This window comes from Sphingopyxis sp. BE235, from assembly GCF_031457175.1.
In the GTDB taxonomy this organism is placed as follows: domain Bacteria; phylum Pseudomonadota; class Alphaproteobacteria; order Sphingomonadales; family Sphingomonadaceae; genus Sphingopyxis.
This window is the reverse complement of record NZ_JAVDWC010000002.1, coordinates 806936-831960: the sequence shown is the minus strand read 5'-3', so window position 1 is coordinate 831960 and position 25025 is coordinate 806936. Positions and strand designations below refer to the sequence as shown.

General features: G+C 61.2%; 21 protein-coding genes. 16 read left to right on the top strand and 5 right to left on the bottom strand.

What is annotated here, in order from left to right; translation table 11 throughout:
• Window positions 1-19: 19 nt before the first annotated feature.
• Entirely contained in the window at window positions 20-1315 is a 1296-nt protein-coding gene (gene wecC / locus J2X38_RS11185; RefSeq protein ID WP_310254048.1) for a UDP-N-acetyl-D-mannosamine dehydrogenase, read from the bottom strand.
• Window positions 1305-2420: a non-hydrolyzing UDP-N-acetylglucosamine 2-epimerase gene (wecB, locus tag J2X38_RS11180; RefSeq protein WP_310254046.1), complete on the bottom strand. Its 1116-nt coding sequence runs from the start codon at window positions 2418-2420 to the stop codon at window positions 1305-1307. Before wecB ends, wecC begins: the two co-directional genes overlap by 11 nt.
• Window positions 2421-2668: 248 nt before the next feature.
• Between wecB and J2X38_RS11175 the strand changes: the two genes are divergently transcribed.
• On the top strand, window positions 2669-3448 hold the full coding sequence (locus J2X38_RS11175) for a metallophosphoesterase (RefSeq protein ID WP_058538307.1): 780 nt from the start codon (window positions 2669-2671) through the stop codon (window positions 3446-3448).
• Window positions 3449-3476: 28 nt separating this feature from the next.
• Here J2X38_RS11175 and J2X38_RS11170 read toward each other — a convergent pair whose 3' ends face one another.
• Window positions 3477-4481 carry an NAD-dependent epimerase/dehydratase family protein gene (locus tag J2X38_RS11170; protein ID WP_310254044.1) on the bottom strand — a complete coding sequence of 335 codons (1005 nt, stop codon included), beginning with the start codon at window positions 4479-4481 and terminating at the stop codon, window positions 3477-3479.
• 388 nt (window positions 4482-4869) lie between these two features.
• Between J2X38_RS11170 and J2X38_RS11165 the strand changes: the two genes are divergently transcribed.
• The 8 genes from J2X38_RS11165 (at window position 4870) to J2X38_RS11130 (ending at window position 15364) form a co-directional block, all read left to right on the top strand.
• Entirely contained in the window at window positions 4870-6816 is a 1947-nt protein-coding gene (locus J2X38_RS11165; protein ID WP_058538309.1) for a nucleoside-diphosphate sugar epimerase/dehydratase, read from the top strand.
• Between the two features lie 22 nt (window positions 6817-6838).
• On the top strand, window positions 6839-8338 hold the full coding sequence (locus tag J2X38_RS11160; RefSeq protein WP_058538310.1) for an O-antigen ligase: 1500 nt from the start codon (window positions 6839-6841) through the stop codon (window positions 8336-8338).
• Window positions 8335-9075, top strand: coding sequence for a polysaccharide biosynthesis/export family protein (locus tag J2X38_RS11155; protein WP_058538311.1), 741 nt, complete (start codon window positions 8335-8337; stop codon window positions 9073-9075). The genes J2X38_RS11160 and J2X38_RS11155 overlap by 4 nt, the downstream gene beginning before the upstream one ends.
• 26 nt (window positions 9076-9101) lie before the next feature.
• Entirely contained in the window at window positions 9102-11321 is a 2220-nt protein-coding gene (locus J2X38_RS11150; RefSeq protein WP_310254038.1) for a polysaccharide biosynthesis tyrosine autokinase, read from the top strand.
• Window positions 11303-12658, top strand: coding sequence for a hypothetical protein (locus tag J2X38_RS11145; protein WP_310254036.1), 1356 nt, complete (start codon window positions 11303-11305; stop codon window positions 12656-12658). The genes J2X38_RS11150 and J2X38_RS11145 overlap by 19 nt, the downstream gene beginning before the upstream one ends.
• A gap of 16 nt (window positions 12659-12674) precedes the next feature.
• Window positions 12675-13286 (top strand): sugar transferase, encoded by a 612-nt coding sequence (locus J2X38_RS11140; protein WP_058538314.1) that lies wholly within the window; start codon window positions 12675-12677, stop codon window positions 13284-13286.
• A gap of 66 nt (window positions 13287-13352) precedes the next feature.
• The gene (gmd, locus tag J2X38_RS11135; protein ID WP_058538595.1) at window positions 13353-14411 is read left to right on the top strand and encodes a GDP-mannose 4,6-dehydratase; all 1059 of its coding nucleotides are present in this window, start codon (window positions 13353-13355) and stop codon (window positions 14409-14411) included.
• On the top strand, window positions 14408-15364 hold the full coding sequence (locus J2X38_RS11130) for a GDP-L-fucose synthase (RefSeq protein ID WP_310254034.1): 957 nt from the start codon (window positions 14408-14410) through the stop codon (window positions 15362-15364). The genes gmd and J2X38_RS11130 overlap by 4 nt, the downstream gene beginning before the upstream one ends.
• Window positions 15365-15371: 7 nt before the next feature.
• On the opposite strand, the gene J2X38_RS11125 is transcribed toward J2X38_RS11130, so the two are convergent.
• Together J2X38_RS11125 and J2X38_RS11120 are read right to left on the bottom strand one after the other, a co-directional pair.
• On the bottom strand, window positions 15372-16295 hold the full coding sequence (locus tag J2X38_RS11125; RefSeq protein WP_310254032.1) for an NAD-dependent epimerase/dehydratase family protein: 924 nt from the start codon (window positions 16293-16295) through the stop codon (window positions 15372-15374).
• The gene (locus tag J2X38_RS11120; protein ID WP_310254031.1) at window positions 16292-17056 is read right to left on the bottom strand and encodes a glycosyltransferase family 2 protein; all 765 of its coding nucleotides are present in this window, start codon (window positions 17054-17056) and stop codon (window positions 16292-16294) included. Before J2X38_RS11120 ends, J2X38_RS11125 begins: the two co-directional genes overlap by 4 nt.
• 437 nt (window positions 17057-17493) lie before the next feature.
• Here J2X38_RS11120 and J2X38_RS11115 point away from each other — a divergent pair, with 437 nt between their 5' ends.
• The 7 genes from J2X38_RS11115 to J2X38_RS11085 all read left to right on the top strand — a co-directional run bounded on the left by J2X38_RS11115 (window position 17494) and on the right by J2X38_RS11085 (window position 24985).
• Window positions 17494-18855 carry a hypothetical protein gene (locus J2X38_RS11115; RefSeq protein ID WP_310254029.1) on the top strand — a complete coding sequence of 454 codons (1362 nt, stop codon included), beginning with the start codon at window positions 17494-17496 and terminating at the stop codon, window positions 18853-18855.
• A complete protein-coding gene (locus J2X38_RS11110; RefSeq protein ID WP_058538318.1) occupies window positions 18855-19946 on the top strand; it encodes a glycosyltransferase family 4 protein in 1092 nt (363 codons plus the stop codon). The genes J2X38_RS11115 and J2X38_RS11110 overlap by 1 nt, the downstream gene beginning before the upstream one ends.
• A gap of 49 nt (window positions 19947-19995) precedes the next feature.
• Window positions 19996-21504 (top strand): oligosaccharide flippase family protein, encoded by a 1509-nt coding sequence (locus J2X38_RS11105; RefSeq protein ID WP_310254027.1) that lies wholly within the window; start codon window positions 19996-19998, stop codon window positions 21502-21504.
• A 62-nt stretch (window positions 21505-21566) separates the two neighbouring features.
• Window positions 21567-22265, top strand: a complete 699-nt coding sequence (locus J2X38_RS11100) for an FkbM family methyltransferase (protein ID WP_310254025.1) — start codon at window positions 21567-21569, stop codon at window positions 22263-22265.
• The gene (locus J2X38_RS11095) at window positions 22262-23047 is read left to right on the top strand and encodes a hypothetical protein (RefSeq protein ID WP_310254023.1); all 786 of its coding nucleotides are present in this window, start codon (window positions 22262-22264) and stop codon (window positions 23045-23047) included. Before J2X38_RS11100 ends, J2X38_RS11095 begins: the two co-directional genes overlap by 4 nt.
• Entirely contained in the window at window positions 22974-23921 is a 948-nt protein-coding gene (locus J2X38_RS11090; protein ID WP_310254021.1) for a glycosyltransferase, read from the top strand. Before J2X38_RS11095 ends, J2X38_RS11090 begins: the two co-directional genes overlap by 74 nt.
• Window positions 23918-24985, top strand: coding sequence for a glycosyltransferase (locus J2X38_RS11085; protein WP_310254018.1), 1068 nt, complete (start codon window positions 23918-23920; stop codon window positions 24983-24985). The genes J2X38_RS11090 and J2X38_RS11085 overlap by 4 nt, the downstream gene beginning before the upstream one ends.
• Window positions 24986-25025 lie beyond the last annotated feature (40 nt).

The window sequence follows — 25025 nt, the reverse complement described above, 5'->3', positions numbered from 1 at the left end:
GATCGTCAAGTCGGCGGAGTCAGGCCGCCCGATTAAAATGGCCGCCTTCTCCGGCCTTTGGCTGGTCGAGCCACAGGCCGCGCGTGTCATAGACGATTTTGTCCCCGCGCTCTTCAAGCGGGATCGATTTGAACAGGTCGTGATCCACCAGAACGATGAGCAGGTCGCACGTGGCAAGAGCGGTATCGAGGTCGGTCAATGACGCGCCGGTTCCGGCAAACTCCATTGGCAGGCTGCGGGCATAGGGCTCGACGATCTCGATCTGCTTGCCAAAGCGGCGCGCCAGCGCGGCGGCGACCTCGACTGCGGGGCTTTCGCGGAAATCGTCGATATTGGGCTTGAAAGCGAGGCCGAGGCAGGCGACGCGCGCCTCTGGATGCTGCGATACCAGCATTTCGGCGGCGCCGATGACATGCGCGGTCTTGGCCAGGTTCACCTCGCGCGCGGTGCGGATCAGCCGGCTGTGGTCGGGCGCCCCATGGACGAGGAACCAGGGGTCGACCGCGATGCAATGACCGCCGACGCCGGGGCCGGGCTGGAGGATGTTGACACGCGGATGGCGGTTGGCGAGGCGGATCACCTCCCATACATCGACACTCATCTGCTCGGCGATCATCGACAGTTCGTTGGCAAAGGCGATGTTGACGTCGCGATAGCTGTTTTCGACCAGCTTCACCATTTCAGCGGCGCGTGCCGAGGTGGTCACGCAGGCGCCGCGCACGAACTGGCGGTAAAAGGTCATCGCGCGGCGCGCGCAGCGCGGCGTGACGCCGCCGATGCAGCGATCGTTGTCGACCAGCTCGACGAGGATGCGGCCCGGAAGCACGCGCTCGGGGCAATAGGCGACAAAGATGTCGGCCGCGCCGTTGCACGCGCCCGGAACCTTCAGGTCGGGTCGCAGCTCGGCGATCAGTTCCGCGACTTTTTCGGTCGTGCCGACGGGCGACGTCGATTCGAGGATGACGAGGTTGCCCGCCTCAAGCTTCGGCGCGATCGCGCGTGCCGCTGACAGCACGTGGCTGATGTCCGGGCGGTGCTCGTCGTCATGCGGCGTCGGCACGGCGATGACGAACGTGTCGGCCGGGGCGACCTCGATCGAAGCAACCAGCGCACCGCGCGACACGACGCCCTGGACGAGGCCGTCGAGGTCGACTTCCTCGATATGGACCCGACCGCTGTTGATCGTGTCGACCACCGTCTGGCTGACATCGACGCCGGTGACCTTGCAACCCGAGCGCGCGATCAGCGCCGCTGTGGGCAGGCCGATATAGCCGAGCCCGAGGACCGTGACCTTCTGTTCCGTATCAATCGGCACGCGCAACAATCTCCGCAATCTGTTTTGCCGCCGTGCCGTCACCGAACGGATTATGGGCACGCGCCATGGCTGTATAAGCGTCCTTGTCGTCCAAAAGCTTGAAAATTTCGGAAACAATGCGCGCTTTGTCGGTTCCGACGAGGCGGGCCGTGCCCGCTTCGATCCCTTCGGGCCGCTCGGTCGTCTCGCGCATGACGAGCACCGGCTTGCCGAGCGATGGCGCCTCTTCCTGCACCCCGCCGCTGTCGGTCAGCACCAGTTCCGACGTCGCGAGCAGGCGGACGAAATGCGGATAGTCGAGCGGATCGATCAACGCCACGTTGGAATGACTGCCCAGGATCGGCTCCATCGCACCGCGGACATGCGGGTTCGGATGGACCGGAAAGACGACCGCGACATCGTCGCGCGCCGCGATTGCGGCGATAGCTTCGGCGATGGCTTTCATGCCGTCGCCGAAATTCTCGCGGCGGTGCGACGTGACGGTGATGATCCTTTTGCCGGCAAAGCGGCCGATCAGGGGATCGAGACCCGCGGCAAGCGACGGTTCTTCGTCGATCCGCGCCTTTGTCGCGAGCAGCGCGTCGATTACGGTGTTGCCGGTGATGTGGATCCGCTCGGCCGGGACATTCTCGCTGCGGAGTGCCGTCGCCGCGGTTTCGGTCGGGGCGAAATGCAGGTCGGCTACCGCGCCGGCGACCTTGCGGTTCACCTCCTCGGGCCAGGGGTGATAGATGTTGCCGCTGCGCAGGCCCGCTTCGACATGGCCGACCGGAATCTTGCGAAAATAGGCTGCGAGCGTTGCGGCCATCGTCGTCAATGTGTCGCCGTGGACAAGGATGCGATCGGGTTTTTCGGCGTCGAACGTCTCACCGAGGCCCACGACGAGTCGGGCGAGGAGTCCGTCGAGCGTTTGATTGGCCTGCATGACGTCAAGGTCGATATCGGGTATGATGCGCGCGATATCCAACACCTGGTCCAGCATTTCGCGATGCTGCGCGGTGACGCAAACGCGGGCGTCGATCCCGCTGTGGGCCTGTAAAGCATGGACGACCGGGAACATCTTGATGGCTTCCGGACGGGTGCCGAAGACCGTCATTACTTTCATTTTCAAGGACTCCCGCATCGTGACGTCATCAAACACCGCCTGAAGGGCGATTAAGCGTCAAAGCTTGCGACACCCTTAAACCGCGATGGAAGGGGAAGAAAACAGGATATGATGGCGCGCTGCAACGCTTCGAAGGTCGGCGCGTATGTTGTCACCAAAGCAATGCGCCGCTAGGGGCTGCTATCATTTTCGGGTTCGCCGTTTCTGAACGGCGCCACCCCATAGTTGGAAGTTGGATCGGTTTTCGAATGTTCTGGAAGCGTAAGAGCCAGCCGGCAGACACCGTGCGCAGCGGTTTCGCTGTGCCGAGCGGCCGGCGTGTGTACGCCATCGGCGATATCCACGGGCGTGACGACCTTTTTGCCGAACTGATCGACAAGATTCGCGCCGATGTCGCCGCGCGGCCCTCTGCCCAAATCACCATTGTCCTGCTCGGCGATCTGGTCGACCGTGGCCCGCAATCGGCCGCCGTTGTCGAACGCGCGATCGGATTGCGCGGCGATTTCCCGGATACCCGGCTGCTCATCGGCAACCATGAGGAATGTTTCCTCGCGGCACTTGGCGGCGATGTTCGGCGTCTGCGCTATTTCATGCGTATCGGCGGCGAAGCGACGGTGCAGAGCTATTGGCGCGACGAGGTTGAACTGAGCGATGCGAGCTTCGACTATGTCGCCGACCGGTTCGGCAAGATGGTTCCCCAAGAGCATGTTGAATTTCTGGGGAAGGGCGAAGACGTCATTGAAATTGGCGACTATGTCTTTGTCCATGCGGGCATTCGCCCCGGCGTTCCGCTTCAGAAACAAACCCTGTCGGATTTGCGCTGGATTCGCGACGACTTCCTCGAGGATGTGCGCGATCACGGCGTGATGGTCGTGCATGGCCATACCATCCGCAGCGATGTGGACGAATGGCCGAACCGGATCGGCATCGACACCGGCGCCTATCGATCGGGGGTGCTGACGGCGATTGTCCTCGAAGGAACCGAGCGCCGCTATCTCAAGACCGACGGGCTGGCCGAAGCGGCCTGACCTACAAAGGCCCGGTCAGGGGCGGCGTTCAGCCGATCCCGTGATACGCTTTATACCAGGATACAAATCGCGGTATGCCGACGTCGATGCTGGTCGACGGCTGATAGCCGAGATCCTTCTGTATGGCAGCGATATCGGCATAGGTTTCCTTGACGTCGCCCGCCTGCATCGGAAGGAAGCGGCGTTCGGCTTTCCGGCCGCAGGCGTCTTCGAGCAGTTCGACCAGCCGCATCAGCGGCTCCGCCTTATGGTTGCCGATATTGTAGATGCGGTGCGGACTGATGCTTCCGCCGGCCTTCTCCAGCCCGTCATCGACCGGCGGATTGTCGAGGCAGGCGACGACGCCGGTGACGATATCGTCGATATAGGTGAAGTCCCGCTTCATATCGCCTTCGTTGAAAATGTCGATCGGCCGTCCCGACAGGATGCGATCGGTAAACAACCACATCGCCATGTCGGGGCGCCCCCACGGGCCATAGACTGTAAAGAATCGCAAACCGGTCTGCGGCAACCGATAGAGATGCGCATAAACCTCGCTCATCATCTCGTCGGCTTTCTTGGTCGCGGCATAGAGCGAGACCGGATGATCGACGCGGTCGCCGACGCTGAAGGGCATCGACTTGTTGGCGCCATAGACCGACGAGCTTGATGCATAAACGAAATGGCCCGTCGACCGGTGCCGCGCAATTTCGAGCATGTTGAGGTGCCCGACCATGTTGGATTGCATATAGATATGCGGGTTTTCGATTGAAAAACGCACCCCGGCTTGCGCCCCCAAATGCACGATGCCGTCGAACGTCTGCCCCTGCAGCGCATTTTCCAGATCGGCCATTGCCGCGAAATCGATCTCGTGAAAGCGGAAGTGTGCGCCATATCGCTGACTGAGGAGGTTCAATCGGCTTTTTTTCAGCGCAACGCTGTAATAATCATTGAGATTGTCGATCCCGATGACCGTATCGCCGCGGGCCAAAAGCCGTTCGGCCACGCTCATTCCGATGAAGCCGGCTGCCCCGGTGACAAGGATAGCCGCCATCTGAATCGATCCCCTCGCTGGTGATGCGGCATTGCAGCCGCAACGGCCGCGGAACGCAACCCTCCCCACTTATGTAAAACGTGCGCCTTTTAAGCTGGTTAACAAATTCAACTGCAATTTTCCGTCCAGCCGGTGCCGATCGCCGCCGCGGGGGCAGATAGCGGGCGAAATCATACACCGCCGACGCGTCGACGTTGGCAGCAAATCTCGTGTTGCGGCGAGCTGATGCGGCCATGCGGCATTTGTGGATTGCCATCGAACGGGGATAACCGTAGTTGCGCGCGCCGGACGAATGCGGCAATCCGGTGCGGCTTGCCTAATAAAATGGTCAAGCCGAGTTTCTGATTCCCGTTCCGGGATACGTGCCTAGGATAGTTTCGACAGCGCCATGCAGTATTTCGTTGTCCAGTTGCGGCGCCTGATTTTGGCCAATGGCGCAATTAAGCGGGCTACGCTGGTCCTGCTTGATATTGTAATCGCCGCCCTGTCGGCAATATTGTCCTTCTGGCTCCGGTTGGGAACGTGGGAAATCTCCTTCGTCCCGGTCGCGATCTTCTTCGGGCTCGCCATTTCCGCTTGGTTGGTTGCCGCGCAGATATTTGGCATTTATCGCCAGATTATCCGCTATGCCGGGGTGCGTACGGTGCGCGATATCGTCGCAGCATCCTTTGTTCACAGCGTGGTTCTCGTCGTGGCGGTCGTCGCGCTGGGCGTTGTGGGCATCCCGCGGACTGCTTCGATCATTTATGTCGTCATATTTACGGCTGCTGTGATTTCGAGCCGCGCGATCATGCGCGTGATCATATCCGATCTGCTGCCCTCGCGGGTCCGGCGTGGTCGTCAACGTACCGTATTCATCTATGGCGCCGGCAAGTCGGGGCAGGAGCTGGCCTTGTCGATGCGCTCGCATCCCGAAATGCGGCTCGCAGGATTTTTCGACGATAATGTCCATATGCAGGGCCGCCGCGTCGACGGCGTCACGGTCTGGAGTCCCGAAAATCTGGCCAATGTCCTTCGCAATGACGCGGTCGATGAGGTCATATTGGCGTTGCCGCGCGTGAACCGCGCCCGCCGGGCAGAGATCGTGAGCATGCTTGAACGCCAGTCGGTGCGTGTGCGCACCGTTCCTGACATGACCAGCGTCCTTAGCGGCCAGGTCTCGCTCAAGGATGTGCACGAGGTTCGCGTCGAGGACCTGCTCGGCCGCGAGCCGGTCGCGCCCGACCTGCATCTTCTCGGCTCTTCGATCGCCGGAAAAGTCGTCCTTATCACCGGCGCGGGTGGATCCATCGGCGCGGAGCTTGTCCGTCAGGTCCGGAAAATGCGGCCGCGGCAGCTGATATTGCTGGACGTGTCGGAATCGGCGCTTTTTGCGATCGAGCAACAGATCATCGCTGGCGGGCTGGAGATCGAGCCCGAGGGCCGGTCCATCGACCTGCGCGTGGAACTCTGCAATTGCTCCGATGAAGCTTCGATCGGACGCGTCCTCGCCCAGTATCGCCCCGACACATTGTTCCATGCCGCCGCCTACAAACATGTTCCGATGCTGGAAGCGAACCCGCTTTCCGCTGCCCGCAACAATGTTCTGGGAACGCTGGCGACGGCGAAGGCCGCCCGTGCTTGCGGCGTCGAACGCTTCGTCCTGGTCAGTACCGACAAGGCCGTGCGCCCGACCAACATCATGGGAGCCACCAAGCGAATTTGCGAATTGATATTGCAGGCGATGGCAACCGAACCCGATCGGACGATTTTCACGATGGTGCGTTTTGGCAACGTGCTGGGTTCGAGCGGCTCGGTGGTCCCGCATTTCCGGCGTCAGATCGAAAATGGCGGACCGGTCACCGTGACGCACCGTTCGATCACGCGGTATTTCATGACCATTCCCGAAGCCGCGCAGTTGGTGATTCAGGCGGGCGCCATGGCAAGGTCCGGCGAAGTGTTTCTGCTGGAAATGGGTGAGGCCGTTCGGATCGCCGCGCTCGCCGAGACGATGATCCGCCTGTCGGGGCTGACTGTCAGGAGCGAGGAAAATCCCGACGGCGATATCGAGATTGTCGAAACGGGGCTGCGTCCGGGCGAAAAGCTGTTCGAAGAGTTGCTGATCGACAGCACCGCGCGGCCTACGGCGCATTCTAGAATATATTCGGCCGAAGAGGCGATGATCCCATGGCGCGAACTTGAGGGGTATCTTATGGCGCTTCAGGATGCCTTGGCCGAAGGGGACGTTGTCGCGGCGGTTGCGGTTGTCGAAAAGATCGTCCCGGGATACCAGCCCAGCGATGCATTCCGTCAAATGCGCCAAAGGGCCGGTGCCGGCCGGCAAGTCGCAAATTGAATCTATCAGGAGAATTTAGGTAATGGCTCGCGCATTCGCTCGGAACGACTTCGATCCGCGCCGACGCACTCTGTCCGGGGCTGCCAGTGGCCTCATCCTGCTGTCCTTCGTCGCCCTGACCTTTCTGCTGGGTGGCGGAGCGCGGCCGGACGTGACCTCTCTGCTGTTGCTGAGGCCGCTTGCATTTATCGCTCTGGTCGCCGGCCTTATGACGTTGACGAAGGAGCAGGCGAAACCTTTCAAGCCGATATGGTGGCTCGGCGGCGCTTCGGCACTTTTGGTGCTCCTGCATCTGGTTCCGCTGCCCCCGGCTCTATGGTCATCGCTTCCGGGCCGCGGCCTCATTGCCGAGATCTTTCAAGTGACCGGGATCAAAGAGAGCTGGCAGCCTCTGACCGTCGACGCATTTGCCGGATGGAACAGTTTGTTTTCGATGGCTGTTCCCGCCGCCGTGCTGATATTGATGGCGGCCAGCGGCGAGCAAATCGGCGGGCGATTGCTGAAGCTGCTCTGCATTATCGTGTTCGCAAGCGCCTTCCTGGGCGTCCTGCAGATCATCGGTGGCCCCAGCAATGGTTTCTATCTTTATCGCATCACCAATTGGGAGTCCGCGACGGGACTGTTCGCCAATCGCAACCATAATGCGATGTTCCTCGCGTGCGGTTTTCCGTTGCTCGCCGTATGGGCTTCGGGCCTGAAGGGGACGATGCAGCAGCAGCGCGCCTATGGCCTCGTCGCCATTGCCGGCGCCGTAACTTTGTTGCCGACCATCCTGATCACCGAATCACGCGCAGGCTTGTTGGTCGGAGCAATGGGACTGGTTTTCGCGGCTTTGATATATCGCCGGCCGGACAGCGGCGTGAAGGCGCGCGGGGCGCGGCAGGTCGGGGGGCTGATTGCTGCCATCATGGCGGGGGTTGCAACGTTGGTGATCTTCCTTCTCGCATTGTCGAGGCGACAGACAACGATTGATCGCCTCCTGAACGAAAATGTCGATGACGATCCCCGGTTCGCGGCGCTGCCCCATATATGGAAAATGGGGCTCGACGCCTTTCCTTTCGGGTGGGGAACGGGATCGTTCGCCAACGCATACAAGGTCATAGAACCCGCGGAGCTCCTGTCCGAAAACTATCTCAACCACGCGCATAACGACTTCCTCGAAATATTCTTCGAATATGGCCTGTTCGGCATCGCGCTGATAGCCGTCGCGCTGATCATGCTGCTGGTCGCGGCCATCAGGTTGTGGTCACTCCGTGCGCTGTTGTCCAAGCAGCAATCGGCTGCCGTTGAGCGGCTGCGTCTGGGATATGCGGGGATCGCGATCCTCGTCATGCTCGGTGTCGGCAGCGTGTTCGACTATCCTTTGCGTACGCCGTCGCTGGCCGCTCTCGCTGCGATTGCAACGGGTTTCATTGTATTTGCACTAGACGCATTTCGCGCCCCCGGGTATGGCGACCGCGCCGCAGCAAACTCCCGTCGGCGCAATGAAGTCGACAATTTAGAGGAAGGTTCCAAGGCATGATTCGGCGCTCTTTCGGGGTGAAAATCATGTCGGGCGCGCTCGGCCTGGCATTGTTGTCGGGTTGTGCCGGCACGAAAGCGCTCGGTGGCGCGAACGGCGAAGGTCTGCAGGTCGTTGATGCGAAGCAACTGCCGCCGCCGAACGGCATCGACATCAGCGGCGACGTCCGGCCTTATCTGTTGGGCCCATCGGACGAAATCCTTGTCGACGTCGTCGGTATCGACGAGTTGAAAGAGCGAAAATTTTCGCTGGACGGGGCTGGCAATGTCGCTGTCCCGCTCGCGGGCACGCTGAATGCCAGCAATCAGACCGCAGAACAATTCGCCGAAAGCCTGACCCAGCGTCTCCGGCAGCGATACATCCGTGATCCGCTGGTCACGGTGAACTTGAACGAGGCGCGAAGCCGATTCGTCACGATTGACGGACAAGTCGGCAAGCCTGGCCCCCAGCCGATTGTCGGCAGGGTGACGCTCATGCAGTCCGTGGCGCGCGCCGAGGGCACGGGCGAATTTGCCAAGCTGAGCGATGTGGTTATTTTCCGGACCGTGGGTGCCGACCAGATGGTCGCGATGTATGATCTGGGCGCCATCCGGCGCGGTGCCTATGCTGATCCCGAAGTCTTTCCCGGCGATATCGTGGTCGTGGGCGAGTCCCGTGGGCGCCGCATGTTCCAGCAAATCGTCCAGGCGGGCACTCTGCTTGTCAGTCCTGTCGTCGCGCTCATCCAGCGCCGATAATCCAATAGGTTATTTCCATGAATTCAATGACGCTGATTAATCCCGTGGGCGGCGCTCCCGCCAGCGGTGGCGTTGCCGGCTCCGCAATTCCGATGCTGCGCCAATATTGGAACGTCATCTGGAATCGGCGTCTGTTGATCATTACGGTGGTTGCGACCACCGTAGCGGCCGGGCTGATCCTGACGCTGCTCGCCGATCCGCAATATACCGCCAGGGCGCGGATCGAGGTTGCTCGCGAGCAGGCAAATATTACGTCCGTTGAAGGCGTGCAGCCCGAAGACGCGGGCCGCGACCTGGAATTTTATGCGACGCAGAACGCGCTGTTGACCGCGCGTTCGTTGGCGGAACGCGTCAGTCGACAGCTCAACCTCTCGCGCAACGACGCGTTTTTCATCGCGCATGGTGTTGACCCCGATGCTGCGGCCGAGGGTGTCGGCGCTACGCCGGCGGGCGCTTCGCTGACCAGCGCCCAGCGGCGCCAGCGGCTTGTCGTCGATACGCTGCTCAAACATGTCTCGGCAGAACCTGTCCGTGGTTCGTCCTTGTTCGATATCAGCTACACAAGCGGCGATCCCGCGCTGTCGCGGCGTATCGCCGACGCGTGGGTTCGTCAGTTTATTCAGAGCAATCTCGACCGTCGCTTTGCCTCGACCACCGATGCGCGCGAGTTCCTCGAACGCCGGCTGGACGAGCTCAGAACACGGCTGGAGACGTCGGAGCGCGAACTCGTCCGCTATGCTGCGGCAAATAATATCGTGCGTCTCGAAACGTCGGGCACCGGCAAGACCGGCAGCAGCCCGGGCATGCAGACCTTGGCTTCGGTCGACCTGCAGTCGGTAAACGCCGCACTCGCGATGGCTACCGCCGATCGCGTGGCGGCCGAGGGGCAGCTGAATGCGTCCCGCGCACGCGGCGTCAGCGAAGGCTCGCTCAACAATCTGTCGATCAACAACCAGCGGTCAAAGCGCGCGGAAGTGGCTGCCGAATTGGCGGGCATGCTCGCCCGCTTCGAACCCGATTATCCGCCTGCGAAATCGCTGCGAGAAGAACTGACGGCACTCGACGCCAGCATCGCTCGCGAAGAGCGGCGCGCGGTTTCGGCTGTCCAGGCGACCTATGACGCGGCAGTGGCGCGCGAGCAGGGGCTTCGTGCTCGCGTGGATGCGCGGTTGGGCAAGCTCAACACGCAGGAACGCGCGTTGATCCAGTTCAACATCTATCAGCGCGATGTCGATACCAATCGCGAACTCTATAATGGCCTCCTTCAGCGCTATAAGGAAATTGGCGTCGCTGGTGTTGGCGCGAACAATGTGTCGATCGTCGATGCCGCCGAACTGCCGGTGAAACCTTCGTCGCCTAATCTTTTGCTGAACCTCATACTCGCCACGTTCATGGGCCTCGGCATCGGCCTCGGTGTTGTGCTGGTCCTCGAGAATCTCGACGAAACGGTGATCGACCCGAGCAAGGTCGCGGCCCTGTTCGACGCCTCGCTTCTGGGCACCACGCCGGTGTCGGAAAGTGGCGATCACTATGTCGAGCTCGGCGATCCGAAGTCCTCGATATACGAGGCCTATTTTACCGTTGGCTCGAATCTGGCGTTCGCGACCGATCATGGCGTGCCGCGATCCTTCATGGTCACCAGCACGGTCGAGGCCGAAGGAAAATCGACGACGGGCATGGCCTTGGCACTCGTCCTCTCGCGCCTCGGCCGCAAGGTTGTTCTGGTCGACAGCGACATGCGTCGGCCGGCGATGCACAATAATCTGGGCCTGGTAAATAATCAGGGCCTCAGCAACTATCTGGCCGGCGACAATAATTGGGAAGATTTGATGCAGCGGTCGCCGATCGCCAACATCGACTTCCTCTCCGCAGGTCCTCAGCCGCCAAGCGCGGCGGAATTGCTCTCGAGCGACCGCCTGCAAAAGCTGGTTGAATCGTTGGACAAGAAATATGACCATGTGCTCGTCGACGCGCCGCCCATGCTCGGTCTCGCGGACGCGACATTGATTGCTCGCGCGGTTGAGGGTGTCGTTTACGTCGTGGAATCCGAACGCGTCGCGGCGCGCGGGGTCAGCAGCGCGCTGCAGCGCCTGCGCGAAGCGCGCGGTAAGGTGCTTGGCATCGTTCTGACCAAGTTCAAATCAAAGCACACCGGTTACGGCTACGGCTACGGCTATGGTTATGGCTATGGGCGCGACGAAGATGCGAAGTCCGAGACGGGCGGAGCTTGGAAGTCGGGCTCATGACCAACCGAAGGCGCTCTCGGGGCGGGAGCAGCAAGCAATCGACCCTTTCCCAGATCCGGCAAAATTTCTCGGCGGTGAATCTCGACCGGCGGTGGCTGGTAGCGGCGCCCGCCGCCCTCGTCCTCGCGGGCCTCGCCGGGTTCAACAGCTTCGTACATGTCAGCAAATCCGCTGGGGCCTGTCCGGTGCTCCATCCGGCGTTCTGCGCCACCCAGGCGCTTCAGGCTCCGGTGATCGCCGACTTCGGGCGCGACAATGTGCTCAATGACAAGGGCCAGGCCATGCGGCTCGCCCGCGCGGCCATCAATCTTGTTCCGCTGAATCCTGCCGCTGTGCGCAATATTGCGTTGGCCTCTGGCGGCTCGACCGATCCCCGCAACGCGCAGCCGATCCGGCTTTTGCGCCTTTCGCACAAACTTTCGCGCCGTGACGGGGTGACCGAAAGCCTGCTCATCGACGATGCAGCCAAGCGCGCCGACATGGCCGCGGCGCTCGAGCATTTCGACGCCTTGCTGCGGAGCATGCCGGTCGCGAGCGCTCGTTACATGGAGCATATGGGGCTTGCGTTGGCAGATCCCAAGTTTCGCAAAGGGATGATCCCTTATGCCAACCGCGACAATCCCTGGTTCGGCCGATTGGGTGGCGCGATCCTGAGCAATACGCCTCCGATCCGTTTCTATGGGCAGTTTCTGTCCGAGGTTCCTTCGCTGCCCGACACCGTGCAGCAGCGGTTGCATTATGACCAGGTCGTGAGCCGGTTGGCTCAAGAGGGTGAGTATGCGATCGTGCGGAAGCTCTATCCGCGTCTTCCCGGCGCCGATCGCGCGGCGGTGACATCGATGGCGCTGCCGTCGGCAAAGCAGACGCCTTATCGTCCGGTAACATGGTGGCTGCAGTCGGATGGCGCCATCGGGGCGGAACTATCGCGAACCGGCAAGGCCGAGATGGTCGCCTATGCCGAAGCCGGCACGAGCGGAACGGTGGCGAGCAAGCTCTTGTTCCTGGCCCCCGGCCAATATCGTCTGGGATGGAAAGCGACCAACGACAACGGCGAAGAAAGTCCGTCAGACGGCGGCAGGGACGCGCGCCGCGACAAGAGCCGCGATGGACTGTCGTGGTTGATCGATTGTCCGGGATTGCAGCGCCGGGAAATCGGGGCGGCGCCCGCCGAGCGCCCCGGGTCGCAAAACCGCGAGCTCGCGGTGACATTCACGGTGCCGGCCGGTTGCACGGTTCAGAACGTCGCTCTGCAAACACGGGTCGATAGTTCGGGCAGCAGCAGCCAGTGGACAGTATCCGATATATCCGTCCGTCCGGTTGCCGCCGCCAAGCCTTGATCCCGGATGTCGATCGATGATCACGGATAGCTCGGCCGCCGGCAATGTCGGCCATCATCCTGGCAAACGCCTGTTCGACTTGCTGGTGGCGATCGGGCTGGCGCCCGTCGCGATCCCTGTTTGTCTGATCGCGGCCATCCCGATCTTGTTCGAAGCCGGCGCATCGCCGTTTTTTCGGCAGGTCCGGGTGGGGCGGAATGGCATCCCCTTTTCGATCCTGAAATTGCGGACGATGTCGCCTGGAACGCGGGAAGGGGCGTCGCATGAAGTCGGCGTTGCCACATTGCTGAAAAGCGGACGCATCTATCGCCGGCTGAAGGTCGATGAATTGCCGCAATTGTGGAATGTGCTCAACGGCACCATGTCGCTCGTCGGCCCGCGCCCGCACCTGCCATCGCAGGTCGTGCTGACCGAAGAGCGACTGCGGCACGGGGTGCTGGCGATCAAGCCCGGGATCACCGGCGTTTCCCAAGTCGCCGGTCTCGACATGTCGGATCCCCATCGGCTGGCGGAAGCCGACGCGGCCTATCTGGGCGCGTGGAGCCTGGGCAGAGACATCGAAATTTTGTGGCAAACTGTAGCGGGAAGAGGCAATGGCGATGCTGCGTCAAAAGGTACCGGCGGCTAAATCCTCTTCGAATGACAATATGATCCGGCGTGGACGAAACTCCCCCGAAAACTGGTGAAAGAGAATATGACCAAAACTGCACTCATTACAGGCGTCACCGGGCAAGACGGCGCTTATCTGGCGCGTCTTCTGCTTGAGAAAGGCTATGTCGTTCATGGCCTGAAGCGGCGGTCGTCATCCTTCAACACCGGCCGTATCGAAGATATTTATCAGGATCCGCATCAGGATTCCGCCCGGTTCCACCTGCATCATGGTGACCTGACGGACAGCACCAACCTGATCCGTATCATCCAGGAAACCAAGCCGGACGAAATTTACAACCTCGCCGCGCAGAGCCATGTGCAGGTCAGCTTCGAAACACCCGAATATACGGCGAATGCCGACGGGATCGGCACCCTGCGCCTGCTCGAGGCGATCCGCATTCTCGGCATTCAGGAAAGCTGCCGTTTCTATCAGGCGTCGACCTCCGAACTCTATGGCCTGGTTCAGGAAGTGCCGCAGCGTGAAACCACGCCCTTTTATCCGCGCTCGCCTTATGCCGCAGCCAAGCTCTACGCTTATTGGATCGTGGTGAACTATCGCGAAGCCTATGGAATCCACGCGTCGAACGGGATCCTGTTCAACCATGAATCGCCGATCCGCGGCGAGACGTTTGTGACCCGCAAAATCACGCGCGCGGCAGCGGCGATCGCCGAAGGCCAGCAGGAAAAGCTCTATCTGGGCAATCTCGATGCGCAGCGCGATTGGGGGCATGCCCGTGAATATGTTCTCGGGATGTGGATGATGCTGCAACAGGACGAGCCCGACGACTATGTCCTCGCAACCGGCGAGACGACCCATGTCCGGACTTTTGTCGAGTGGGCGTTCGCCGACGCCGGCATCGAACTGCGTTTCGAAGGCACAGGGGTCGACGAAAAGGGCTATTGCAAGAAAACCGGCCGTTGCCTGGTCGAGATCGATCCGCGCTATTTCCGTCCGACCGAAGTCGAACTGTTGATCGGCGATCCGACCAAGGCGAATGAAAAGCTGGGTTGGAAGCACAGCATCAGCGCGCGTGAGTTGGCGCGCGAAATGGTCGAAGCCGATCTCGCCGAAGCACGTGAGCGCAAGGCGGCGGGGAAGTGACAGACCTTTCGGTTGCCGGCAAACGTGTTTTTGTCGCGGGACACCGCGGCATGGTGGGCGGCGCCATCGTGCGCCGCCTCCAGCAGGAAAATTGCGACCTCCTGCTCGCGGGCCGCGATGTCGTCGACCTGTCGGACCAGAAGGCGATCCACGAATGGATGGCGCGTGAGCGCCCCGATGTCGTAATCGTCGCCGCTGCCAAGGTCGGCGGTATCCTGGCGAACGACACCTATCCGGCGGATTTTCTCTACCAGAATCTGGTGATCGCGACCAATTGCATCGAAGCGGCCCACCGCGCCGATGTCGACCGGCTTCTGTTCCTGGGGTCGAGCTGTATCTATCCCAAATTTGCCGAACAGCCGATCGTCGAAGAGTCGCTTTTGACGGGCTCGCTCGAACCGACGAACGAATGGTACGCCATCGCCAAAATCGCGGGCATCAAGCTTTGCCAGGCTTATCGTCGGCAATATGGCCGCGACTATATCTCGGCCATGCCGACCAATCTCTATGGCCCTGGGGACAATTTCGACCTGCAGAGCAGCCATGTCCTGCCGGCGCTGATCCGCAAGGCGCATCAGGCCAAGCTGGCGGGCGATCCGGCCATGACCATATGGGGCACGGGGACCCCGCGGCGGGAATTCCTGCACGCCGACGATTGCGCCGACGCGTGCGTGCATCTTCTGTCGAATTATTCCGGCGATATTCACGTCAATGTCGGGTCGGGTGACGATGTCACCATCGCCGAACTCGCCGGAATGGTGCGCGATGCCGTCGGTTTCACTGGCGACATGGTGTTCGACAGCTCAAAGCCCGACGGCACGCCGCGCAAGCTGATGAGTGCCGACCGGCTGCGCGGTCTTGGCTGGGCGCCGCGCATCGGGCTGGCCGATGGCATCGCATCGACCTATCAGTGGTTTCTCGATGCGTACCCCGACACAGGAAATCCCGTTTAACGCGGGGTTAGGACGCGCCGAAAGTTCGGGAAAATCCGCTCTGGATGGTGAAAGGGGGGCGCCATCCGCTAAGCCTCGGCGCCTCGCCGGCATCAATTTCCAGGCTGCCAAACAGCTTGCGATAGGCATCCTGCCGGCCAGCAAGTCTCGCGGCGGCTTCCAGCCAGCGGGTGGGGAAGGCGAAATTGCGCGCGGGCTTCCCTTTCGCTGTCGCGATCATCTCGATGATTTCGGCAAGCGACACGGCGCGGTCGTCCGAAACGGTAAAAGTCTGACCTTTTGTGTTCGGGCTGGTCAGGCAAAAGGTCAGGAAATCGACCAAATTATCGTTGTAAATCAGCGAACGACGATTGTTCGCTCCGGCGAGCGGTAATGGGATGCCCCGATCGACGCATTTTGCCAGCATCGCCACATTGCCCTTCGCGCCGCGGCCGTAAACGAGCGGCGGGCGAACGATCGTATAGTCTATCTTGCCGCTGGCGAAGCTGGCGAGCTCTTGCTCGGCAAGCCATTTCGAGCGGCCATAAGCCGTCTCGGGACGGGGCGGCGTCGATGCGCCAAAAGGTTCGCCCGGTTCCGATTGTTCACCCATCGCCTTGATGCTGCTGAGCAAGATGAATTGCTTTGCGCCCGCCGCGACAGCCGCTCTCGCAAGCTTCAATGTTCCCTCCACATTGGTGTCGTGAAAGGCCGCTTCGCGTTCCGCTTCGGTTGCGGCGCTGCTCGTCGAAATTGCTGCCAGATGGATAATCGCGTCGATTGCCGGCAGGGGCGGGACATCGACCGGAGCCGCCAGGTTGCCAATTGAAAAAGCCGTCGGATCCGATGCCTCGCCGCGGATCAGTTCAAGAACCTCATGCCCGGCGACATGCAACCGCGAAACCAGCGCCTTGCCGACAAAGCCGCGGGCGCCGCTAACCGCAACTTTCATCGCAACCACTCCAGCGCCTTGGCCGGATATCTCGACAGAAGCATCAACCAGTTCGATCGAATTCCGTGGGTCCGGCACGCGCGCAACATCTCCCGGCTGATCATCCTGCGCGCAGCGAAGTTGGCCGTGCTGATCCCGCCCGGGCGCATCAGAACGGCAATTTCGTTTGTGAATTCATATGTGCAGCGATGTCGGCCGAAGGCGCGGACAACAAAATCAAAATCGGACGCGATCTGATAGCCGATGTCATAGCCGCCGACCTTTTCATAAACCGAGCGCTTCACAAACATCCCTGGATGGGCGGGCATCCAGCCCCAGCCGATCCGTTCGGGGCGAAAGCGGTCGCTGCGATATCGCCGCACGATCCTGTCCGGATTGTCCGGGTTGAAAAAGGCGATATCGGCGAAAACCGCGTCCTTGTCCGATGCCTCAAAACGGGCGGCGATGTCGGACAGGACCGACGAATGGGCAAAATGGTCATCGGCATTCAACACCGCGACGATGTCCCCGGAAGCAAGGGCGAGGCCCTTGTTCATCGCGTCGTAAAGTCCCTTGTCAGGTTCGGACCGGATGATGCCGCCGGGGCGAAGATGTTTTTCAGCAATCGCGACGCTATCGTCATTTGACGCGCCATCGATGACTATATGTTCAACGTGCGAATAGTCTTGCGCCGCCACCGATATTATTGTTTCTGCAATTGTGTCGGCAGCATTATAAGAGACGGTAATCACGCTGATTTTGGGTGGTCGTGAGGTGGGCATCGCCGGTCGCTTTATGGGCATCGGCAAATGCTGGCAAGGCAAATTGCCCTGTCAGGTGGCTATGCCGGCGCTTTGCGTTGTGCGCCCGGGCGGGAAAAGGCGGCCGCTCGTTGTGGACGGGGTCGCCGGTTCCGGCTACCGCAAGCGGCGTTGACAAGCGGGCGCCAGTCTGCAAGTCGCGGCTGCCTATGGCCGCCCGTCGGTCGACCCGATCGCTTGCTTTATTGCTGCGTCAGCGAGTGCATGAGTGAGTAAGATGACAGGACAAGGCCGGGTGTCGTCGGATGCAGAAAAATGGCGAGGCGGGATTCTGCGCCGAGCGGGGCAAAGCAAAGGTGTCGCGCTGATGGCGGTCGGCAATATGCACCTCGATCTTTCAAGAATTTCCTGTGGGAAGCAATCATTGAAGCGGTGGTCATTCTGATGCAGGCGCTGCGATGACGAGTGGTGTGAACGCGGCTGCGGCCGGCCTTCCGGCCCAGGATGATCCAGCGACGGGTGCGGGAGCAGTAGGCGAGGGGCTGTTGCAGCGCAGCGGCCTGTTGTCGAACCTTGCCGCGTTCATGTTGTTCGCCCTCTATGGACCGGCGTTCGAACTGTTCGGGCAGCTGCGCTATGTCGAGTTGGCCGTCCTGATCTTCCTGTTCGTCAATGCGCACCGCGCGTGGGCTTTTGTCGACCGGTTGACCAAAGTCCTGATCATTCTCTTCATCGTTACAGCGCTCAGTCAAATTTTGTCGGACATGGTCAACGGCGTCTATGCCGACAGCACGATCAAGCGCGTCGGGACCTATGTCATCTTCATCGGCCTATTCATTGCCTGCAAGCTCTTGTCGCTTGCCGAATGGACCCGCTTGCGATGGATATTGGGCGGTTATTGCCTGTCGTGGGTCTTCATTTATTTCGTCGGCACGAGTGCCGCCGAAAATTATCAGGACAACGCATGGCGGCTTGGCCTGGGATGGGCGTTCACGCTCGCAACCTGCCTGGGGCTCAGTTTGCTGCCCCGCTTGTATCCGGTCGCAGTGGCCGCGCTGCTGCCGGTCGCGGCGTTGAACATCGTTATGGGCAGCCGTTCGATCGCGATTTTCACGCTGTTCGCTTTTCTGGCCTCCCTCTACGCTTCGTTTTTCGGCAAGCCGATCGCGCCCAAGGTGACGGCGCGCCGGTTTCTCATCGTGATCGGCATATTGTCGCTGGGCATCGCGGCCGGCTATTATTCGATCATTCTGGCAACCGAAAAACGGCTATTGCCTGCGGAGGTTCAGGAGCGAACCGAAGTGCAGGTTTATAGCAATTATGGTCTCGCGGCGACGGCCCGCCCCGAAACGGCGGCTGCGGTGAGCGCCATAGCCGAACGGCCCGTGCTGGGCTGGGGCTCGACCGCATATGATCCCGTCATCTGGGGTTATTATATTGACTTGCTGACGGCCAACTGGCGTACGCGCGTCGATTTTAGCACCATCTACCGGAATACATTCTATCAGGAATGGGAAGGCGGGCTTCCCAGCCACAGCCATTATTTCGGTGCCTGGGTCGATGGCGGTTTCTTTGCAAGCCTGTCGTGGCTCGTGGTGCTGATCGTCAGCATATTGGCGATCATGCAAGGCATGACCTGGCGGCATCCGATCACCCCCGTGGTCGTTTTCATCGCCAGCACGACGATATGGGACGTGCTGTTCTCGCCTGGCCCGCACCGCATGGATATGGCGCTCCGGCTTACGCTGCTGACATTCGTGCTGACCTTTCTCGCGAATGCCCGGGCTGCCGCCGCCAAAGCCGCACAGACGGACAATTGATGCGCCTTCTGCTCACATCGCCCATGGGCGACCCCCTCGACAGCCGCACATGGTCTTCGGCGCCGTCCAACGTGGCGCGCGCGCTGGCGGCAAAGGGCGTCGACATCGTGCCGTTCGACAGCCGCGTCGTCGGCAAGGCGGGCAAGGCGCTGGCGGCCGCCTGCAACGTGGCGCGGGGCTTGCCCGTCAAGGATATCTCGCGGTTCGACACCATTCGCGCGCTGCGCAGCCGGGCGGTCGCCGCGGCCGCCGAACAGGCGGGGGTCGATCATATCCTCTGCACTTCGTCGATCGACGCGCCCGCTCCGACGAATATTCCCTATTCGATCTGGATCGACGACACCGTCCATTTGTTGCAGCAGACGCCCATGTCCCCCGGTTTTACCGGGCGCGCCGCCGCAATGATCGATGCGCTCGACGGCGCGGCATTCGCCGCCGCGGCGCATGTTCTTCCCTTTTCGCAGCATGTCGCGGACGATGTCGTCGACCATTATGGCGTCGCGCGCGACCGGGTTTTTGCGGTCGGTTGCGGAAGCGGGCCCATCCCCCCGTTCGAAGGGGTAAAAACATATGCCGACGGGGACATCTTGTTCGTCGCCAAGCATCAGTTTTCGGACAAGGGCGGCGACCTGCTGCTTGAAGCCTGGCCGGAGATATTGGCGCGGCGCCCGCAAACGCGGCTGACGCTGATCGGCAGCAAGGATGCCGTCGAACGCGCCCGCGGTATCCCCGGCGTCACCGCCCATGATTTCCTGCCGTGGGATGATCTGGTAGCGAAATTTCACGGCGCCTCGTTCCTGACCCAGCCGATGCTGGGCGATCCCTGGGGGCAGGTCTATCTGGAAGCGATGAAGTCGCGGACGATCGTCGTGTCGCTCGATCATCGTGCGCTTCCCGAACTGACCGACAATGGACGCAACGCCTTCCTGATCGCGAAGGCCGAACCAACGGCGCTGGCACAGGCGGTTCTGGCGGCCTATGCGACGCCCCAAGCCGATCTGGAACGGATGGCTGAGGCGGGGCAGCGGGTCGTCCTCGATCGGCACGGCTGGGACTCTGTTGCCGACCGGATATTGTCGAGGATCGGATGACGCGCCAACCGGCACGGCGGCCGTCGCGTGCGAAGATAGCGATGCGCCGATGAAAGCCTTGTGGACCGGCGTCAAGTCGCGGACCGGCATCGTCCTGTCAGAAACCTTCATCAACGCGTTGCTGGCGTTTCTCACCTATGCGGTCATCGTCCGGATTACCGATCTTGCGACCGTGGGGCTTTGGGCGCTCGTCAGCTCGGTCATGGCTTTTGCGCGAAGCGTCGATGTGTGGTCCCGCGGCGTCAGCGCATTCGTGGCGCAGGCCCGTGTCACCGACGGCGATGCGTCTGCGGCCACCTATGTCTCGACCGCAGCGGCGGCTGGCGCCGGAGGCTATGCCGTTGTAACGCTCCTCGCCGCGCCGCTCCTGTGGTGGGGGCTTGGTCTGGCCGTCGATCATTCGGCGGAGCTGCTGCTCATCGACATTCTGCCGTTGATGCTGATCAGCTTCTGGCTCAATTCGGTGGGCGGGATCTATCAACTCGGCTTTCTGGGATTTGAACGGCCCGAGTTGAAAGCGATCCAGACGATCGGCGGCAGTCTGATTTTCCTGGCCGGCACCTTACTGCTCGCGCCGACTTATGGCCTGGTCGGAATGGTGATTGCGCAGATCATCCAGGGCGTCGCTATGCTGTTGTTCGCCTTGTTCGTTTTTCACTTCGGCATGATGCGCGGGCAGGCGTTTCGCTTGTTCGACGGCCGCATGGTCCGCCAACTTGTGGGTTTTGGATCGAAAGCAATCGGCCTCGGCGCGATGCAATTGCTGACCGAGCCGATCCTGCGCCTGATCGCCAACCATTTCGGCGGTCTCGCCAGCGTCGGTGTCGTCGATTTCGCGTCGCGCCTGTGCCAGATTCCCCGAACCTTCATCGGCTCCATCGGCCAGACCATGGTCCCCGCCTTCGCGCGTACTGCGTTCGGCACGGAGGAGGAGCAGCGCCGATTGTTCGACCATTCGCGCGCGATGATCGTACCGCTCAGCGTAACGATGCTGAGCGCGACAATCGGCGGCGCCTATCTCGCGGGGTGGATATTCATCGAGCAGACGAGCATCGACGCCGCCTTGATCACCGCGATCCTGGCGATTGGCTGGCTATCCAATCTCGTCGCTTCGACCGAATATTTCATGCTCTTCGGACGCCGAAATCTGCGCGTGCTGACATTGTCGCATATCGTGATGGTCGGCGGTATGGTGGTGCTAGGTTTCCTGGGCGGCCAGTTGGGCGGGTTCCTCGGCGCGATTACGGGCGCCATGACAGGCGTTGTGATATCGTCCTGGCTGCTGTTCGTCATGGCGGACAGGCCGGCCAGGGCCGCTTCCAGCCTGTCTCGTCCGTCCTTCCGCCAAAGTCTGTGGCTGGCTGTGCTGACGCTCTTGGTATTGACCGGTCAATTGTATATGGCCGCGACCGGCATTGTGCCGACGTGGATAACCGCTGGTGCCGGAACGGCGCTGATGGGCCTGATCGTCGTCATTTTGACACCCTGGAACAGTTTGATAGCCATCGCCGGCACCATCGATCATGTTGCCTCCAGCGAAGCCAAGGAATGTAATTAGCACCCATGAGCAAGATAGTTGACAGGTGGCGCGGCCGGTGGCCGTCGCGTGCGACGAAGGCGGTGTTCGACCGTCTCGGTTATGCCATCGTGCCCAAATGGCAGCAGGCAAATGAAACATGGGGCGGGTTGACGCGCCTTCCGATCAAGACTGTCCTCGATATCGGCGCATTGCGCGGCGAATTCGCGGAGGACATCCTCGCGCCCGCCTTTCCCGGTGCGACGATCCATTGTTTCGAACCTTCGCCGGATGCGTTTCCCTTGCTAGCGGAACGGGCCGCGGCAAGCGGCGGCCGGATCATTCCCCATCATTTCGGGCTCGGCGAAGAAGACGCCGAACTGACGTTTTTCGTTAACGTCGATTTTCAGGCATCATCCTCGTTTCTGGAACAGACCGATACGAATATTCGGGCTTTCCCGCAGCTCGAACGAACCGAAGAGCGCGTTGCGAAGATCAAGCGATTGGACGATGTGGCGCCCGAACTGGCGCTCACGCCCGACCTGCTGGTGAAAATCGATACGCAGGGCTACGAGGCCCATGTCATTCGCGGCGGCCGCAAAACTCTCGCTTCCGCTGTCGCGTGTATCGTCGAGGTGCAAGTGAGCGAACTATATGAAGGCACGTCGCGGTTCAGCGATATTTACGCCGAACTCAGCGCGCTGGGCTTTGTCTTTTGCGGCACTTTCGACCAGGTATTGAGCCGCGACGGCGACGTGCTGTTTTTCGATGGCCTGTTTGTAAAGCAGGGAGCCTTGGCATGAGCACCCCCGACAATTATCCGCTCTGGCTGCGTCCGGCGGCACCCGCCGATCTGATCCGCGCCGGCAGCGCGGGCGACGGCGGCTACGTCCTCCCGCGCCGCGTTTTGAGCGAGGTGCGTGGCGTGCTTGGCATGGGGCTTTTTGACGACTGGAGCTTCGAGGCGTGGATCCACGAACGCACAGCGGCAAAGATCGCAATCTTCGATCACACGGTTAACTGGCGTTTCTGGCTCCGCCGGACGGCGACCCATTTGGTGCGTGGCGTGCTTCAGGGGCAGGCTGACCGTCGCCGAAAACTTCCGCTTCCGTTTGCTTATCGCCGCTTTTTCGATGGCACGGCCCGGCGCCATTTTCAGATCGGTATCGGCCATGCTCCGGGCATGGTCGGGCTGGAAAAGGCGATGCAACTCGCCGGCATGGACAAGGATGTTCTGCTGAAGGTGGACATTGAGGGGGCGGAGTATGAAATCCTCGACGCCATCGTGGCGAACCGGCAAAATTTCGTGGCCTGCGTGATCGAATTCCATTTGATCGATCAGCATATCGACGCACTGGAAAAATTCATCGCCGCGATGAACGAAGACTTTGTGCTGGTTCATTTTCACGCCAATAATTTTGGCGTGAACGACAGTGGCAGCTATTCTTCCTTCATCGAACTTTCCTTGATGGCCCGGCGCTTGCTGGCGCCGGACGAGGTGTTGAGAGAACATGATCTGCCGCTGGCGGAGCTCGACCACCCCAGCGTCGATTGGAACCGCGATGTCAAACCCGTCTTCGCCTGACGGCGAGACGGGGGAGGCGGCAAAAGAGCCGTTTCTGTCGATCGTCACCCTGTCGTTCAATCAGGCCGACTATCTTCCGGAGGCTCTAAAGTCGGTCATTTCGCAAAAAAGCGATGCCGTCGAATTCATTGTCGTCGATCCTGGCTCGACCGACGGCAGTCGCGATATCATCGCTGAGTATCGCGAAGGCATCGATACGGTTATACTCGACCCCGACGACGGGCCGGCCGACGGCCTCAACAAGGGCTTCGCCGCCGCACGCGGGCGCGTGGGCTATTTTCTGAACAGCGACGATTTTATGGTGCCGGGTGCGATCGATGCCTTGCTGCGGCAGTGGGCCGATCACCCCGGCATCGGCTTGCTTCTTGGCCGGGCGTGGCGCGTTGGCGGGGATGGTAGCGTCGACCGTGAGTTGTTGCCCACGGCCAACGACAAGGCCACGCTGGCGAGCGGGGCTGCGACCATCGTTCAGCAGGGTTTTTCCTTCGCGATGGATAAATTTCGCGCTGTTGGCGGATTCAATGCCGCCAACCGGTCGACGTGGGATTATGAACTGCTCGCAGACTTTGCAGCGGCCGAGGTGCCCTTTGCCATCGTCGACGATCGCTTTGGCGCGTTTCGTCTATATCCCGGGGGCATTTCGGGCGGCGCGGCGGGCGAAGCCCATCAGCGGCGGTTCGACGCGGACTATCGGCGCATCCATGCCGATATACTGAACGCCCCGATCGATGGCGATGTGATGACTTTTCTGCGCGGCGCGCGTTTTCGCAAGATGTTGGAGAATCCGTCGCACGCCATTCATCGGCTGCGTGAACTTGCGATCCCTTCGATCACGCGCAAGCGCTTCTCGGCGGATATGGCCCGTCGCGTATGACGAGACCGATCCATGTCTCGGCTTCCAATATCCATGGGCTCGGCGCGTCCCAACTCGTTCAATCGCTGCTTCCCGCGCTGGCTGCTGTCGGCCGCGACAGGCTAGGTACCATATTCGTCCCTGAAAGCGGGCCGCTCGCGGGGCTTGCCGCCGATCTTGGGCTATCGGCTGCAAAGATCGCGCGCCGGCTCCCAAATGCGGCGTCGCGTGTCGTTGAATGCCTCTCTACCTCGCGCTATTACCCGGTGGATGGCGACATGCTGGTGCTGGGCGATCTGCCGCTGGCGATCCCCGGGAAACAGGTTTTGCTGGTCCATCGGCTGCATATGGTCTCGGGCGCCGATACGGGATCGGCATCAGGCAATGCCAAGGTTGCGGTCAGCCGCTGGCTGTTTCGCCGCAACGCCAAATATATCCATCGCGCGATCGTGCAGTCGGATATCGTCGGCAATGAGCTACGCGATAATTTCCCGGCGCTCGATGGGCGTATCAGCGTCATTCCGCAGCCGGCACCCCGATGGCTTTCTGTCGCCGCGCGGAAGCAGCGGGGCGAATGGAACGGCGAACGGCCGCTCCGGCTATTCTATCCTGCGAGCCCTTATCCGCACAAAAATCACGCGCTCCTGAATCGTTACGCAAGCGATTTCGGCGCCCGCGAGGATGTCCATATCGTCGTGACGCTGGACCCTGAGGGAGCTGATCGGCCCGGCATGTTGATGCCTATTGGCGTTCAGGGGGAAGAGGGCATGCGCGATCAATATCATCGTGCCGATGCACTCCTTTTTCCGTCGCTCGCCGAAAGCTATGGCCTGCCGCTTGTCGAGGCGATGACTCTCGGCCTGCCGATCGTCGTAGCGGATCTGCCCTATGCCCGGTCGCTGTGCGGCGATACGGCGATCTATTTCGATCCCATGGACAGCAGCGCGCTCGACCAAGCGATCACCGAGCTTAAGCAGCGGCTGTCGGCAGACTGGCAGCCCGATTACACGGCGCGCCTGGCGCTTGTACCGCGCGACTGGAACGACGTGGCGGAGCGGATGATCGCGCTGTTCGATCTGCCGTGATCCTGCGGCGATAGCTGCCGAGAGCCGCCCGATGGACTGT